The organism is Burkholderia sp. SIMBA_062, from assembly GCF_046534765.1.
GTDB classification, from domain to species: domain Bacteria; phylum Pseudomonadota; class Gammaproteobacteria; order Burkholderiales; family Burkholderiaceae; genus Burkholderia; species Burkholderia ambifaria.
Genome location: NZ_JAWRYD010000018.1, coordinates 24,844 through 40,739 on the forward strand (window position 1 = coordinate 24,844; position 15,896 = coordinate 40,739).

The following is a 15,896-nucleotide window of genomic DNA, read 5'->3' on the forward strand; positions in this document are numbered from 1 at the left end:
GGCAGGCCATGGACCACACCGACTCCGCCGATCGACCCGACGCCGCGCACGGCCAGCAGCATCCGATCGGCGTCTACCTGAAAATCTGGGGCCTGCTGTTCGTTCTGAGCACGTTGTCGTACCTGGTGGACTACTTCCACGTGCAGGGCGTGCTGCGCTGGGTGCTGATCGTCGTGCTGATGATCGCCAAGGCCGGGCTGATCGTGTCGATCTTCATGCACATGATGTGGGAACGGCTGGCGCTGGTGTACGCGATCCTGGTGCCGCCGCTGTGCCTGCTGGTGCTCATGGTGCTGATGGCCGCCGAAGCGCATCACACGTTCGGCATGCGGGCACTCTTCTTTCACTGATCCCACGGCATCCGTTCACGCAAACCTGAAGGGAGACGCTCATGAAATTTTCACGCCGACGTTTCATTACAGCCACCACCGTGCTGGCTTCCGCGCTGGCCGTCGGCCGTCGCGGGGCGGCGGCGGAGGCCGTTGCCGTGCAGGAGTCCGATGCAAACGCGCAGGCCCTCGGCTACAAGACGGACGCGAGCCGGGTCGACCGTACGAAGTTCCCGAAATTTCAACCGGGCGAGACGTGTTCGAACTGCCAGTTCTATCAGGGCAAGGCCGGTGCCGCGATGGCGCCGTGCGCCATTTTCGGCGGCAAGCAGGTCAATGCAAAAGGCTGGTGCAGCGCCTATGCGAAAAAGGCGTAGCGAGCAGGGCGGCGTGACGGCCGCGCTCACGTCAGCCGCCATCGCCGTGCTCGACAAGCTGCTGAACCAGCAAGGCGACAGGTATTTCGCTCGCGTCGATCCCGACGAGCAGCGCTGCCGATGCCTAAATCAACGAAAGCGAATTGCGTCGAGATAGTTGCCATGTGAAATTCAAGGCGAACAGTGCCTCTAAAAACCGTGATGGCCGCGTTTCAGCATGTTTCGAAGAGATAGAATTGGCGAGTCAGCAACGGTGCGATGCACCGCTGGGTCTCGTCTGCGAGGGCAATGCAATCAATTTGCATCTCGACTTCGCCGTGGAATTCTAGTATTCCAAATCGATCAAACATGGAGTGCTGACCTGATTGGTGGCCGCCCCCTACGATCGATGTCATCCGGAAAGTTGTGCAGTTTAAAGCTGCATGTTATTCCCGAAAATTTATTGGATGTGGGTGTCTAAAACGAAGCAACAACTGGTCGGAAATTCGAAAGGGGGCGTCGTGGTCGACGTCGTGCTACCACACATTCAACTCCTGGAGCGCAGTCGTTCGGGATGAGCACAACCATGCATCAGCCATCAATGCGAATGTGTGTGACAGAGTTCCTTCCTAGTTTGTATTGCTTATTGAATTGGCCGGCGACGTCAGGGCAGGTTTTGCCGGATGAGTCGTTTCGTTCTCATCCGCTGCAAACGATTCTGTCTTCCACACGCCGACATCTGAAGTTCGTGCCGTCGGACCTGCGATATCACCTGTTTTGGCACCGTGACGCTCGTCATCGGCAGCCCGATACGCGCGTGCGGCCCGTCAGCGAACACGTGTGTTGCGCAGGTATCTTGCAGCGGCAGAGGCCCCGTTTCAGCTCGTAGTGCGCTTCGTACGATTGAAGAAGTTGTCTATACCACGTTCGCCTCGTGGCCTGTCCGCATAGGTCAAAACGGAGCGTTTTGGCGACGGGTGGCGCGTGATGCGACACGGCACGTCGTGTTCGATATTACAGTTCATTACAGCGCTCAACGCCGGCACATGTTGATCTGATAAAAAGTGATATCCCGGCGAATACGTTATCTTGAATCGTGCACATGAAAACCGAAACGATGATCTCAAATGTTGAAACTGTGATATTTCAGCAATGATTTATATCGCGCTCTTATGTGGCTCTGTTAGCAAGCAGGATTCCATGGCGCAGACTGCGTTTCCCACACTGTTCGTGTTGCTCCGGTTGTCGGACTCCTCAGCCACGAGCGCTCCGCGCCGGATTTCAATGAAATCGTTTTTATGATGAATTGGACGCGCACGTGTGTTCTGACACGGTATTGCGGCTTACATTACAAAAATATTACGTCAATGATCCAGGTCAAATGAGAGGGGCGTTGCACTTCCCGCGCACACCATTTTCCTGATTATGAACAAATAATTGGTGTCACATCGCCTTCTTGACTGATTCCGTCAACAATGAGGCGAGATCGGACACTGACGGAACGGCCGTCGATTTAGCCGCATATGATGCGCTGCAGAAAATGCAAAAAATTGTTAAGGGCCGAGATGATGCTAACAGTGCCGAATGTAACCACAACGGGGTCGAGAGTGAGCGGTGATCGGGGAAGAAGCATCGGTCATCGACGGGACAGCGTAATCATCCTGTTGCTCGACGGGTTTTCAATTATGCGAATGGGCCGTCTGGCCGCGGTATTCGAACTCGCAAATCAGCTCGAACGTATCGACGCGACGTTTGCCGATCGTTACGAATTGCGGCTCTATTCCATTCATGGTGGCGCTGTTCGTTCGTCGTCGGGTGTGCAGATCTGGACGGAAACGCCTCGACCGCTGGATGCGAGCAATGTGCAAGCAATGTTCGTGCTCGGTGGACAGGGTCGGGCGAGCGGTCTCGACGATCGGTTTATCGGCTGGTTGCAGCATGCCCATCAGCGCGCTCGCGTGGTGAAGGGCGATAGCGGTGGTGCCGAAATGCTGACCGGGATTCGCCTGAACCAGAAAAGTCCGGAAGTCGTGCCGCACGCTATGCAAGCGACGCTGGCCGCCTGCGGTACGGGTGATTCGGCGCCGTCCGGCGATGACGACGAAGGCATGTTCTCCGCCGCGTTGTCGATTGTCGTGCGCGACGCGGGCCACGAAATCGCGCAGGAGATCGTCGCATGCATGATGCCCGGGGCGAACAGAAAATTTGCGAGCGTCCTGTTTGGAGTGCAGGAAGCCCGAGCCAGCGAATTGATTCGCGAGGCCGCTCATCAACTGAGGAGCCATAGCGCGAATCGCATCTCGATCGCAAATGCAGCTCAGGCAGCTGCGATGAGCGAGCGGAATTTCCTGCGGCGCTTCAAGAACGAAATTGGCGTTACGCCAACCGAGTTCGTGCTGCGGGTACGCCTCGAAAAGGCGTGTTCCATGCTGGTCGAGACGGATTTGCCCGCCGACAAGGTCGCACGGCGCGTCGGCCTCGGCAGCGGGGACCGGCTGGCCAAGCTCTTCCGCCAGCATCTTTCGATGTCGCCGACGGAGTATCGCGCGGCCGCTCGCGACGGCATGTTCGCGTCGGCGGACGGTTCGGCGTGGCGGAACGGTACGTCGTCTCGATGAAATATTCGCCGCCATGACGACCGGCGTTGGATCGCCGATTCGTGTGCGGGGCCCCGGCGCAGGTTCGATTTCAGGCAAATGCGTCGAAGTAGGTACGGGTATTCGGATGAATCGTTTGGTCGGCGATGATCTCGCCGGCGGTCGCCCACCGGTATGCCGTGTGCTGGGCATTCGGCAGCGACATAAGGTCGAACTTGCCGCGGAGCCTGTATCCCATCACGACATAATGCGTCGAGATGCCTGGCTTGCCGCCGAAGTTGTCTTCGTAGAGGTGTTCATAGATGCCGATAAGTTCGGCATCGCCCCGTTCCAGCCCGCCGCATCCGAGTTCGTCTTGCGCGATACGATTAAACGCGTCATCGAGACGTTCGTTCTTTCGGATCCGGCCACCCGGCACGAACCAGAAACCCTGCGCGGGACGATTGACGCGGTGACCGAGCAGGTAGGCGCCATCGCCATTCGAGATGATCAGGTCGATCGCAACGAGCGGGGTTGCGTCGACGACGCGCAAGAAAGTGTCCAGCGGAAGCATGGCTGATCGGCTCCAGGAAATCCGTCGAAGTGCACGCACATCGTTCTCCACTCGAATGCAACTCGATTACCGGAATGACGTGCCGGCTATGCCGATGCTCGAGCGGCGGATGTCCGTCTGCATGCATCTCATCATGGCCGGCCGAGATTGCGCTCGTCGGCCAAAATATCGAAGCAATCCGCCAATCGCGTCGAGCGACTCGGGCGCGACGGCGCAATGCCTGTCGAGAAGCGCATGCGCGCGCATCGATACATTTTCATTCGGCCATGATCGTGGTCGGGTCCGCCATTTCGTTTCGAGACAGCCGATTCGACGTTAGTCTTTGGTCTGGCCTTTCGAGGAGGCGCGTTCACCCCGGAACTCTCCTCGGAATTTTTCCTGCGCGCCGTATGGCGCGCAGGCCTTTTTATTCATTACGGGTCGAGCTAAACGCGCTGTGATTGTAGTCGCCGTCGCTCGCATCCTGGAACCACAAGACGAGACGTGTCGTCCCGAATCGCGAGTAGTGAAGTAGTGCGAACAGTCTCGCGGGACGAACGTTCACCGCTCGGGAAGCCATGCCGAGTGCGGTGGATCGACCGCGCGTCTCGCATCATCGCCTGAGAACAATCTGAAACCGCCCCGGTATCGCCGCGCACGTCGCTTCCGTGACGCGCGCGGCGACGCGCATTACCGGTCGAAAGCATGTGTTAACCGATTGGCGGAATCGTCGGAACAATTGTCATGTCGGACATGCTGCATTGCAATGTACGCTAGGGGGATAGTACCGAGCGTGGTTTGATGCGCGAGACCATTGCCGACACTGGAGCATGGCCCATATGAACGTCGTTCTTCTGATCTTCTCGAGGATCTGCTTCGTGTGGATCCTCTTCTACCTCGTCTTCAGCGCCGCGTCGGGTCTTTGGGCCGGCGCACGACATGGTCAGGGGCTACTGTTGCTCGAATTTCAGTCGCGTCGAGCTCGTGGCTCGCGTGAGGTGGCGCGAGCGCGAATCCTGAAGAGAATGGTGCTTTCCGTGATGTTTGCGCTTCCCGCAGGCATTGCGTCGCTCATTGCGAGCGCGGTGATGTCGTAGACGATCGCATTCACAGATCCATGCCCGGGCTCGATGCAAGTGCCGGACGGATAGCCGGGCCTTGCGCGACACGCCAGAAACGAGGGCAACCGGCCGCTGCATCGCCGCATCAGCATGTTTCGCCGGATATCGGAATGGCGGATCCAGGCTAGTCGGCTTCGCACGAGGCTCGTGGCCGAATACGTCGCATCGACGCTGATCGCATTGTGCCGCCATGTTGCCGGACGGGCGGCGACCAGTGGTGCATGCGGTGTCGCCGCGGTCGTTCTGTCGTCTCCGTCGCATATCACCCGCCTGCAGCGCGATCGCTGCCGCTCCTCCATCGTCATCCTTAATTTCGTTGCGGCGAGCTAGTCGGAAACCGCCAGGATTTGGCCGATCAGGGAAATCCCGCAGACTAATCCGACGACTGTTTGTTCGATTCGGCCAGCGTTTAAACGCCACTCGACGCCCTCGGTATGATGCGTTGCAACGGAGAAAAAACATCGATCAAAGACCGGCAAAAGTTGATTGTACTGAATGCCCGAGAGCACGCTATGACGCACATGGTTGTCGATCATTCGAGTGATGGGGCGGCAGCGGATGTTGGAGAGAAGCGGTTACGCAGGAATCGAAATATCGGCGTTGTCATTTTCGATGGATTCTCTTTGTTTGCAGCTGGCGCGGTGTTTGAGGTATTCGAAGTAGCAAACGAAATCTATTCGCCGCGAGCAAACGGGCGTCCGCTGTATGACATTCGGTTCTATTCGTCGAAAGGCGGAAACATCGTCTGGTCGTCGGCCATCAGCGTGCGGACATCTGCATGCGATATGGGATCGGCGAATGCGTTCGACGCGTTGTTCGTTGCGGGCGGAGAAGGTGCGCGGCGCGCCGCGCGCGACGCCCGAATGATTGACTGGTTGCGGATCGTACTGCCGAAGACGGGCATGGTCGAATCGATCGGCGAAGGCAGGATATTGATCGATGCCGCGCGAACGGGTTTGCACGCGGCCGATGTGGTGGACGTGATGCGCGATGGCTACGAGCCGGCGAGAGCAGCACTGGCGCTCGTCGAGCGCGACCTGGGCGGCGATGCAGTGCGCGGGATCGCAGCGCGGCTCGCGATGAATGACGCGCTCGCTCCGGCCGAACAGGATGGCGATGCGCGAAATGGCGTACCCGCTGACCGGGTCCGAGCGGCGCAGGCTTGGTTGCGAAAGAACAGTGAACGAGCCATATCCGTCAGCGATGCAGTGCGTGTTGCTGCCATGAGTGAACGGAATTTCCTGCGTCATTTCAAGCAGGAAATCGGAATGACGCCGTCGGAATTCCTGCTGCAGGTTCGCCTGGAGCGCACGGTGCAGCTATTGACGGAAACCGATTTGCCGATCGGCACGATCGCACGGCGATGCGGGTGGGGGAATGGTGATCGCCTGGCCAAGATTTTCCGGCGGCACCTGGATGTGACGCCGTCGGAATACCGATCCCGCGCACGTTCGAGCGAGACAGAGCCGGAGTTGTAGAAAAAAGCTGGATCGGCCTCGAGAAAGACGCAGTGCTTTTTGCGGTTTTTCAGATCGAATTCATTGCCTGAGAGAATAGGAGTGCAGAACATGTCGACGTCAATCGATATAGCACGAAGCGAAACAGGACAGATCGGATCGGATCGTGAAAGCGCGGCTGACGTGAAGGTCCGCGTGGCGCCGGTTGTTCTCGCAGGCGGATCGGGGTCGCGCTTGTGGCCCATGTCGCGCGAGCAGTATCCGAAGCAGCTGATCGGCGTATTGGGCGTGGACTCCTTGCTCCAGGCAACGGTCCAGCGCATGGTGGGTTTTTCGATCGGGGAAGGCGACGTATCGGCGCCCATCGTCGTTTGCGGCGAAGAGCATCGATTCGTTACAGCCGAGCAGCTGCGGGCCAGCGGACTCGATGCCCGCATCATCGTCGAGCCGACCCGGCGCGATACGGCGCCTGCGCTGACCCTTGCGGCCGCCGCTGCCTGTGCGGACGGGCAAGACGCGATCGTCGTTGCAATGCCGGCCGATCACGCTATTGCCGATAGGGCTGCGTTTCATCGCGCGATCGAACTGGCGGTGGACCATGCGCGGCGCGGCGCGATCGCGACGCTTGGCGTGCCGCCGACTCGGCCCGATTCGGGTTTCGGTTACATCAAGATCGGCGAAGCGCTCGGCGCGGGCGCCCATCGGATCGAGCGATTCGTCGAGAAACCGGCCGCCGAACTCGCCGCACAGTACGTCGACGCGGGTTCGTACTGGTGGAACAGCGGCATTTTCGTCGTGCGTGCGAGCGTTTGGCTCGACACGTTGCGCGCGCTTCAGCCTGACATGCACGCAGCCTGCATGACGGCACACGTGCAAGGTACCCACGATGGTCCGTTCTTCCGGCCGAATGACGATGCCTTTCGTCAGTCGCCGTCGGATTCGATCGATTACGCGGTGATGGAACGTCTTGCGTCCGAGGCGATTTCGGCGGACGGCGTGGTCGTGCCGCTCGATGCGGGCTGGTCCGATCTTGGCTCGTGGGATGCGGTCTGGGAAGCGCTCGACAAGGATGCGGACGGCAACGTCGGGCGCGGCAAGGTCGTGTTCGAAGGTGCGACGTCGAGCTTCGTGCATTCGGAAGGGCGACTCGTCGCATGCGTGGGCATGACCAATGCCATCGTCGTCGAGACCGCGGACGCGGTGCTCGTGGCCGACCGCTCGCGCGTGCAGGACGTGAAGGGCCTGGTGAGCCGGATCCGCGCACAGCAGGCGCCGGAAGCCGACGCGCACCGCAAGGTGCGACGCCCGTGGGGCTATTACGACTCGATCGATCACGGGGCGCGATTCCAGGTCAAGCGAATCGTCGTGCATCCGGGCGGGCGATTGTCGCTCCAGTTGCACCACCACCGCGCCGAGCACTGGATCGTCGTGAGCGGGACCGCGCTCGTCACGCGTGGCGACGAGCAATTCATGCTCGGCGAAAACGAGTCCACATTCATTCCGCTTGGCGTGACGCATCGGCTCGAGAACCCGGGCAAGTTGCCGCTCGAGCTCATCGAAGTGCAGTCGGGATCGTATCTCGGCGAGGACGACATCGTGCGATTCGACGATACGTACGGGCGAGCGTGATGTTCCGGATCGTTTGTGATCGCTGGCGTCAGACGGGAGATTGAAATGTTCGGTCTACAAGGAATGATGGCTCGACTCGTGGATATCGCATTGATCGTCGCCGGCTCGCTGTTTGCGTCGCAATTTCGATACCAGGCGGTTTCAGTAGGGCACGTCGACAGCGCACTCGTCACATTCGCGATTGCGTTCACGCTGGTGTTGTTTCCGGTGTTCGGCGTGTACGAATCGTGGCGTGGCCGGTCGATGTTGAGGCTGAGCGGGAGGATTTCGCTCGCGTGGCTCGTCGTTCAGGCGTGCGGCATCGTGTTGATGTTCTCGCTTCATCGCTCGGACGTGATTTCCAGGCTGTGGTTCGTGTACTGGACCGCGATGACGGGCGGTGCGCTGATCGCATCGCGAATCGGCACGCATCTCTTTCTGCGCAGTGTCCGGTATGCAGGCATCAACCTGCGCAGTGTTGCGGTGGTAGGGCACGCGCAGCATTGCCAGCAGGTGGTTCGAAACATCGAGGAGTCGCCGGCCAGCGGATTTCGCCCGGCGGCCGTATTCGACCTGCGCCCGATCACCGCAAGTGCTTCGCATCGCGTGCCCGTATTCACGGAGCTCGATGAATTCGCGCAGTTTGTCCGTGAGAGCGGTGTCCGGGAAATCTGGCTTGCGCTGCCTTTGTCGGAGGAAGCGACCGTTCTGCGGTTCGTCAATGCGTTCGGCGACGATCTCGTGAATATCCGCTTTATTCCTGATGTGCGCAGCGTCGCGCTGTTCGACGGCGCGTTGATCGACCTCATCGGCGCGCCGGCGATCAATCTCGTGGCGTCTCCTATGCCGCGCCATGCGATGTGGCAGAAGGAAGTGTTCGACCGCCTGTTCGCGGCAGTCGCGCTGATCGCGCTGTTGCCGCTGATGGTGGCGATTGCCGTCGCGGTGAAGTTGTCGTCGCGTGGGCCGGTGTTCTTCAAGCAATACCGCAAGGGTGCCGACGGGCGCAAATTCCAGATCCTCAAGTTCCGCACGATGCGCGTGCACGCCGAACAGGCAGGCGTGATCACGCAGGCGACGAAGAGCGACTCGCGCATCACACGGGTCGGACGTTTTCTCAGGCGGACCAGTCTCGACGAGCTGCCGCAGTTCCTTAACGTGCTGCGCGGCGAGATGTCGGTGGTCGGGCCGCGGCCGCATGCGATCGAGCACGATCGGCTTTATCAGAAAGTCGTCGATGGATACATCCATCGTTATCGGATCAAGCCCGGGATTACCGGATGGGCCCAGGTGAACGGGTATCGCGGGGAAACCGATCGGCTCGAGAAGATGCAGAAGCGCGTCGAGTACGACCTCTATTACCTGCGGAACTGGTCGTTTGCGCTGGATATGCGAATCGTGCTGGCGACGGTGGCGAAGGGGTTGGTGAATTCCAATGCTTATTGAGCTGATATCGCGGAGTTCGCACGTCCAGATGGTTTCGAAATTTTCAACGCGCGTTGCTCAACGACGTGCGTCCAGGGCAAACGGATGAAACTTGCGGAAATTGCTTTGATGATGACGCTGGCATGCAGTGAGCGTGAGCGGTACCGGTATCCGACTGCCCGCATGCCGGTGACGCTACTGGTCGCATCATGCGCAGCGCTGTCGGCTTGCACCTTCGCACCCGGAATGCGCATGCAGGCGCCTGCGTCGATTCCCGTCAGCGTGGCCGACAATCAGCATCCGGCCGCGCGGGCGGACGTACCCATCACCGAAATCACGGTCGATTTGATCAGACGGACCGGAGCGCAGCGTCAGGTGGCGGGTACACCGGAATATGCCGCACTTTTTTCGAAGCCTGCGCCGTACGTCATCGGTCCGGGTGATGTCTTGCAAATCACTGTGTGGGATCACCCGGAATTGGTCGAATCTCAAGGGCCTCAGATCTCCACACCGAACTCGCGGCCATTCGATCCCGCACCGGGTCACCTGGTGGATCAGAACGGTGACCTTCAGTTTCCGTATGTCGGAAAAGTGCACGTCGCCTCCCTTCAACCCAATGAAGTCCAGAAGAAGCTGACGGTCGCGCTTTCGAGCGTGTTTCGCAATCCTCAGGTAACCGTACGAGTGGCCTCGTTCCGGTCGAAGCAGATCTACGTGGATGGCGAAGTGCACACGCCTGGGGCGGTTCCCGTCAACGATGTCCCGATGACGTTGTACGAAGCCGTTACGCGCGCCGGCGGCTTCAGTGCTACGGCCGACCAGAGCCGAATGGTGCTCGTCCGCGGCGTGAAATCCTATCCGATAAACCTTACGGCAATGCTCGCCCGCGGGGAGAACCCGGCGCAAATCGTGCTGAGTAATGGCGATCTGCTGCGCGTGCTGCCGCGCGATCAGAACGGCGTGTACGTGATGGGCGAAGTCAACAAGCCAATGACCGCCCTGCCGATGCGGGACGGGTCCCTTTCGCTCAGCGACGCGATTTCGCAGGCGGGAAGCATCAATGTCAGTACGGCTGACGCCGCGCAAATGTATGTGATTCGTGGGGCGTTGAATGCCGAGCCGCATGTTTTTCATCTCGACGCGCGTTCGCCTGTTGCGATGGTGCTGGCCAATCAGTTTCAGCTTCAGCCGAATGACGTCGTCTATGTAGATGGCAACGGTCTGGTTCGCCTGAGCCGGGTGCTCAGTTTGCTGTTACCGGCGGTGAACGCTGGATTGACGGCTGGGGTGCTGACGAAGTAATCGACACGGAGCTGAACGGATGCCACAGGCGTTCGCGGAATCTCATCGAGAGAGCGGTTTTGAAATTCAGCAGGGCTTTCGCAAGCCCCCGGCGGCGAATAATTGATGTGGAGGGAAGACATGACACGCAAGATTGCGCTAATCACCGGTGTGACGGGACAAGACGGATCGTATCTGGCGGAGCTTCTGCTGGAGAAGGGTTACGAGGTGCACGGTATCAAACGCCGCGCGTCGCTGTTCAATACCGATCGTATCGACCATCTTTACCAGGATCCGCATGTATCGGATCGTCGATTCGTGCTGCATCACGGCGATCTGACGGATTCAACGAGTATCGCGCGCATCGTCCAGCGCGTGCAGCCCGACGAAATCTATAACCTCGCCGCACAAAGCCACGTCGCGGTGTCGTTCGAGGAACCCGAATATACGGCGAACGCGGACGGTATCGGAGCGCTGCGCGTGCTCGAGGCGATTCGCATCCTTTCCCTCGAGGAAAAGACCCGCTTTTATCAGGCTTCGACATCGGAGCTTTACGGGCTCGTTCAGGAGATTCCGCAGCGGGAGACGACACCGTTCTATCCACGCAGCCCGTACGCCGTTGCCAAGCTTTACGCGTACTGGATCACCGTCAACTATCGGGAAGCGTATGGCATCTATGCATGCAACGGCATTCTTTTCAATCACGAATCCCCGGTTCGCGGTGAAACCTTCGTGACGAGGAAGATTACGCGGGCACTGTCGCGAATCGCGGTGGGCCTGCAGGATTGCCTGTATCTCGGCAATCTTTCCGCCCTGCGCGACTGGGGGCATGCGCGCGACTACGTCGAGATGCAATGGCTGATGCTCCAGCAGGAACAAGCGGAAGACTTCGTCATTGCGACTGGTATTCAGCACAGTGTTCGGAAGTTCGTCGAATGCGCGGCGCTCGAATTGGGAATCGTTCTTCGCTTCGAAGGATCGGGTGTCGACGAACTCGCGGTCGTGGAAGCGATCTCGAATGCCGAGATCAAGCTCAATCCGGGCGACGTGATCGTGCGTGTCGATCCGCGCTACTTCCGTCCGACGGAAGTCGAAACATTGCTCGGCGACGCAACGAACGCGCGAGAAAAACTCGGTTGGACGCCAAAAATTTCGTTCGAAGACCTTGTCAGGGAAATGGTCCGTGCCGACTACCAGGCGGCAAAGCGCGACGCATTGATAAAACTGGCCGGTTTCACGGCATTTGCATACAACGAGTAAGAAAAATGGGCGAACACATCAAAGTATTTGTCGCCGGCCACAATGGGATGGTCGGACGTGCGATCGTACGCCGGCTGTCGGCGATGAAATCCTGCACGGTCATCACTCGCACGCGAGCGGAACTCGATCTCACCGACGGCGATGCGGTCGAATCCTTCTTCCAGCGCGAGGCGATCGACCACGTATATCTGGCGGCAGCCAAGGTCGGCGGAATCCACGCCAATTCGGTGTATCCGGCCGATTTCATCTACGACAATCTCATGATTGAAGCGAACGTCATTCACCATGCGTATCGCGCAGCCGTCGACAGGCTCATGTTCTTCGGCTCGTCATGCATATATCCGAAATTCTCCGAGCAGCCGATCGTGGAACATGCTCTGCTTTCCGGACATCTCGAGCCGACAAATGAACCCTACGCGATTGCCAAGATAGCTGGGTTGAAGATGTGCGAGAGCTACAACCGGCAGTACGGCACCGATTTTCGCAGCGTCATGCCGACCAACCTGTACGGTCCTGGTGATAACTATCACTCGGAAAACAGTCATGTCGTGCCAGCGCTCATCCGCAGGATGCATGAAGCCAAGATGGGCGGCTGCGCATCGGTTACGGTTTGGGGAAGCGGGAAACCGATGCGTGAGTTGCTCTACGTGGACGATCTCGCGGCTGCCGCGGTGGCCATCATGCAGGTCCCGGCAGACCAGTGGAGGCGGAACAGGCGTCCACCGGCGGCGCATATCAACGTAGGCACCGGCGTGGACCTGTCGATCGCCGAACTCGCACGGACCATCGCAAAGGTCGTGGGATTCGACGGCGAGATCGTCTTCGACACGTCGAAGCCGGATGGCACGCCGAGGAAACTGCTCGATGTTGGGCAGTTGCATTCGCTCGGGATATGCGCAACGACCGCCCTTGAAGAGGGGCTATCGGTCGCGTATGCGGATTATCGGGCGAGATACGCCGAATCTGCGACGTTGTAGAGCGTGGCCTGCGGGCCGGGATGGCGAATGCTACGCGTGAAATCAGCGACTCCGGCTGCGGCGGGGCGTTTCGATAGAGGTGACGCGTCGGCCGTGGGCGTCCGGCGTTGCGCGGGACGATACCGGGAAAATTCGATGATTCGGTCCATTTTGGTTGTCTGTATTGGAAACATATGTCGCAGTCCGATGGCAGAGGCCATGCTGGCAAGCGAGCTCCCGGGTTGCATCGTGCAATCCGCGGGAGTGGGTGCGCTGGTAGGGGAGCAGGCGGACCCGGTCGCCAGAGAACTGATGCGGGCGAGAGGATTCGACATCGAAGGTCACCGTGCAAGGCAATTGCTACGCTCGCATTGCATGCACGCCGATCTGGTACTCGTGATGGACATGGAGCAGAAACGTCATGTCGAAAGATTGAATCCGCTGTCGAGAGGGCGCGTGTTTCGCCTGGGTGAATTCGGGGATACCGATATCCACGACCCGTTCAGGCGCGGTCGGGAGGCGTTCTCGATCGCACTCGATGCGATCGAAAAAGGCGTGAGCGAGTGGTCGGAGAGGATCGCGGCTACCTGCACGCGCATCACGGAACCGGATGCACTGCAGACGCGCATGCTCGACTAGAAACACCGGCAGACCGTTGAACGGATTGAAAGGCCCCGATTCGGACAAGTTTCAGCAACTCACCTATTTGAACCACGCACATGCAAGAAGCAGATGAATTCCTGTCCAGGCAACGCAGTTCCTCCCCCGACGAAAGCACGAGTCTCGGGGAGCACTTGGCTGCACTGCTGGAATATAGGAACGTAATTCTCGCGTTCGCGCTCGGTGCAGCGTTGCTGGGCGCCGTGTACGCGTTGATCACGAAGCCTACCTACGAGTCGAACATCCTGGTTCAGGTCGAAGAGAACGGCAATTCGATCGGATCCGCCCTCGGCGATCTGGCGAGCATGTTCGAACTGAAGACGGCCGCCACGACCGAGATCGAGATCCTGAGGTCGCGGATGATTCTCGGTCCTACCGTGGATGCAGTGCACCTGGATATCGACGCGAAGCCAACCTATTTCCCGCTGTTCGGCCGTTTCCTCGCGTCGCGCGTGCCGGTGCCCGTCGATGGATCGCCGCGCCTGAACCTGCCGTCCTTCGCGTGGGGTACAGAGGCGATCGAAGTCACGAAGATGGAAGTGCCGTCGCAGTATAACGGCGGTATCTGGACGCTGACCGTACTGCCGAACGGCAAATATAGTCTCCGTTCGCCCGACGACGAAGCGGTGATCGACAATTGCGACGTCGGCAAGGAATGCCATGCGTCGGTTCGGGGCGGTGTAGTCGTGGTGACCGTCGACCGTTTGGTCGGCCGGCCGGGGACGCGATTTCAGTTGGTTCATTCGAAGCGTCTCGATGTCATCAACCGGCTTCAGAAGTCACTCAACATCTCGGAGCAAGGGAAGGATTCCGGCATCATCAGTACGGTTTGGCGCAGCGATGACCCGCACAAGACCCAGGCGGTGCTGAACGAGATCGCTCGACTGTATGTCAAGCAGAACGTCGACAGGAAATCGGCGGAGGCCGACAACATGATTCGGTTCCTGGACCGTCAGTTGCCAGGGCTGAAAGACAACCTGACGAAGGCGGAAACGAAGTACAACAACTACCGGACGAAAAATACCATCGTCGATCTGCCCGTCGAGGCGCAGACCTTGCTGAATCAGATCGTGCAGGCGGAGGTTCAGAAAAGCCAGCTCGTGCTGCAACGCGATCAGCTGCTTCAGCGCTTCACGCCGCAGCATCCGAACGTCGACGCCGTCAACCGGCAGCTCGATACCGTCAACGCGCAGATCGCCGGCTTCAATCAGCGATTGAAGGCGATTCCGGCAAATGAGCAGGATGCCGTTGGCCTCGCGCGGGACGCAATGGTCGCTCAGGAAATCTATACGACCCTGCTCAACAATGTCGAGCAGTTGCGCGTACTGAAGGCGGGGAAGACCGGGAACGTCCGTTTGCTCGACGGCGCCGAGCTCATCACGGTGCCGGTATGGCCGCGTCCCGGCCTGATCATCCTGGTTGCGACGACGCTGGGTGTATTCGTCGGGCTGGTCACCGCCTTTGCGTTCAAGGCGCTGCGTAGCGGCATCGAGGATCCGGCGGAAGTCGAAGACAAGTTCGGGCTTCCCGTCTATGCGACGATTCCGCATAGCGATCAACAATCGACGTTCGGGCGAATCGAGCGGTCGGGTGGAAGCGATACGCCGTTGCTGGCCAAGGCTGCACCGAACGACCTTGCTGTCGAGGCCATCCGTAGTTTGCGCACCGCGCTGCAGTTCGCGCAATTCGACGCCAGAAACAATATCGTTATGCTAACCGGTCCCGCGCCGGGCGTCGGCAAATCGTTCATCGCCATCAACCTTGCCGCGCTGATGGCGAGTACAGGAAAGAAAGTCCTGCTGATCGACGGCGATCTCCGTCGCGGTTATCTGCACCGCTACGTTGGCGCGGTGCGCGGGCGCGGATTGACGGAGTTGATCAGATCAGGCGGCGATGCCGGTGAATTCATTCAGCGCGACACGCTCGTCAACGGGCTTGACTTCATGCCGACCGGCGAATTGCCGCCGAACGCGGCCGAACTGCTGCTGCATCCAAACTTCGACAAGGTGTTGAATCAGCTGGCGTCTCGATACGACAACGTGATTATCGATACCCCGCCGGTGCTGGCCGTCACGGATCCCGCCATCGTCGGGCGCTATGCAGGTGTGACGTTGCTGGTGTTGCGCTTCGGCGCGAACCCGCCTCGAGAAGTGGAAATGGCGATCAAGCAGCTGCGCCAGGGAGGCGGGACGTTGAAAGGCGTGATCTTCAACGATCTGCCACTGAACACCGGAGGCTACGCATACGGGAAATACAAGTATGCGTACCAGTACGAATACGCACCGCGGCAATGACATCAAGACTGGGCATGGAC

Annotated in this window: 14 protein-coding genes; 13 read left to right on the forward strand and 1 reads right to left on the reverse strand. The window is 59.3% G+C overall.

Going from position 1 to position 15,896, the window contains the following annotated elements:
* Positions 1 to 8 precede the first annotated feature (8 nt).
* The 3 genes from SB786_RS20455 to SB786_RS20465 all read left to right on the forward strand — a co-directional run bounded on the left by SB786_RS20455 (position 9) and on the right by SB786_RS20465 (position 3,303).
* A complete protein-coding gene (locus SB786_RS20455; protein WP_006756511.1) occupies positions 9 to 350 on the forward strand; it encodes a cytochrome C oxidase subunit IV family protein in 342 nt (113 codons plus the stop codon).
* 41 nt (positions 351 to 391) lie between these two features.
* A complete protein-coding gene (locus SB786_RS20460; RefSeq protein ID WP_410729054.1) occupies positions 392 to 706 on the forward strand; it encodes a high-potential iron-sulfur protein in 315 nt (104 codons plus the stop codon).
* 1,586 nt (positions 707 to 2,292) lie between these two features.
* Complete coding sequence (locus SB786_RS20465) at positions 2,293 to 3,303, forward strand: GlxA family transcriptional regulator (RefSeq protein WP_410729055.1); 1,011 nt, start codon at positions 2,293 to 2,295, stop codon at positions 3,301 to 3,303.
* Positions 3,304 to 3,373: 70 nt separating this feature from the next.
* Here the strand turns inward: SB786_RS20465 and SB786_RS20470 are convergent, their stop codons facing one another.
* Positions 3,374 to 3,835, reverse strand: coding sequence for a GDP-mannose mannosyl hydrolase (locus tag SB786_RS20470; protein ID WP_410729056.1), 462 nt, complete (start codon positions 3,833 to 3,835; stop codon positions 3,374 to 3,376).
* A gap of 818 nt (positions 3,836 to 4,653) precedes the next feature.
* On the opposite strand from SB786_RS20470, the gene SB786_RS20475 reads away from it, so the two are divergent.
* From SB786_RS20475 to SB786_RS20520, 10 genes are all read left to right on the forward strand, one after another.
* The gene (locus SB786_RS20475) at positions 4,654 to 4,911 is read left to right on the forward strand and encodes a hypothetical protein (protein WP_410729057.1); all 258 of its coding nucleotides are present in this window, start codon (positions 4,654 to 4,656) and stop codon (positions 4,909 to 4,911) included.
* Positions 4,912 to 5,082: 171 nt separating this feature from the next.
* Complete coding sequence (locus SB786_RS20480) at positions 5,083 to 5,265, forward strand: hypothetical protein (RefSeq protein ID WP_410729058.1); 183 nt, start codon at positions 5,083 to 5,085, stop codon at positions 5,263 to 5,265.
* 182 nt (positions 5,266 to 5,447) lie between these two features.
* Positions 5,448 to 6,413 carry a GlxA family transcriptional regulator gene (locus SB786_RS20485; protein WP_410729059.1) on the forward strand — a complete coding sequence of 322 codons (966 nt, stop codon included), beginning with the start codon at positions 5,448 to 5,450 and terminating at the stop codon, positions 6,411 to 6,413.
* Positions 6,414 to 6,503: 90 nt separating this feature from the next.
* Positions 6,504 to 8,021 carry a mannose-1-phosphate guanylyltransferase/mannose-6-phosphate isomerase gene (locus SB786_RS20490; protein WP_410729060.1) on the forward strand — a complete coding sequence of 506 codons (1,518 nt, stop codon included), beginning with the start codon at positions 6,504 to 6,506 and terminating at the stop codon, positions 8,019 to 8,021.
* 45 nt (positions 8,022 to 8,066) lie between these two features.
* On the forward strand, positions 8,067 to 9,446 hold the full coding sequence (locus SB786_RS20495) for an undecaprenyl-phosphate glucose phosphotransferase (protein WP_410729061.1): 1,380 nt from the start codon (positions 8,067 to 8,069) through the stop codon (positions 9,444 to 9,446).
* 111 nt (positions 9,447 to 9,557) lie between these two features.
* Positions 9,558 to 10,727, forward strand: a complete 1,170-nt coding sequence (locus SB786_RS20500; RefSeq protein WP_410729159.1) for a polysaccharide biosynthesis/export family protein — start codon at positions 9,558 to 9,560, stop codon at positions 10,725 to 10,727.
* Positions 10,728 to 10,847: 120 nt separating this feature from the next.
* Positions 10,848 to 11,966 (forward strand): GDP-mannose 4,6-dehydratase, encoded by a 1,119-nt coding sequence (gmd, locus tag SB786_RS20505; RefSeq protein ID WP_410729062.1) that lies wholly within the window; start codon positions 10,848 to 10,850, stop codon positions 11,964 to 11,966.
* Between the two features lie 5 nt (positions 11,967 to 11,971).
* Complete coding sequence (locus SB786_RS20510; RefSeq protein WP_410729063.1) at positions 11,972 to 12,943, forward strand: GDP-L-fucose synthase family protein; 972 nt, start codon at positions 11,972 to 11,974, stop codon at positions 12,941 to 12,943.
* Positions 12,944 to 13,078: 135 nt separating this feature from the next.
* Positions 13,079 to 13,561, forward strand: a complete 483-nt coding sequence (locus SB786_RS20515) for a low molecular weight protein-tyrosine-phosphatase (RefSeq protein ID WP_410729064.1) — start codon at positions 13,079 to 13,081, stop codon at positions 13,559 to 13,561.
* An 80-nt stretch (positions 13,562 to 13,641) separates the two neighbouring features.
* Positions 13,642 to 15,876, forward strand: a complete 2,235-nt coding sequence (locus SB786_RS20520) for a polysaccharide biosynthesis tyrosine autokinase (protein WP_410729065.1) — start codon at positions 13,642 to 13,644, stop codon at positions 15,874 to 15,876.
* Positions 15,877 to 15,896 lie beyond the last annotated feature (20 nt).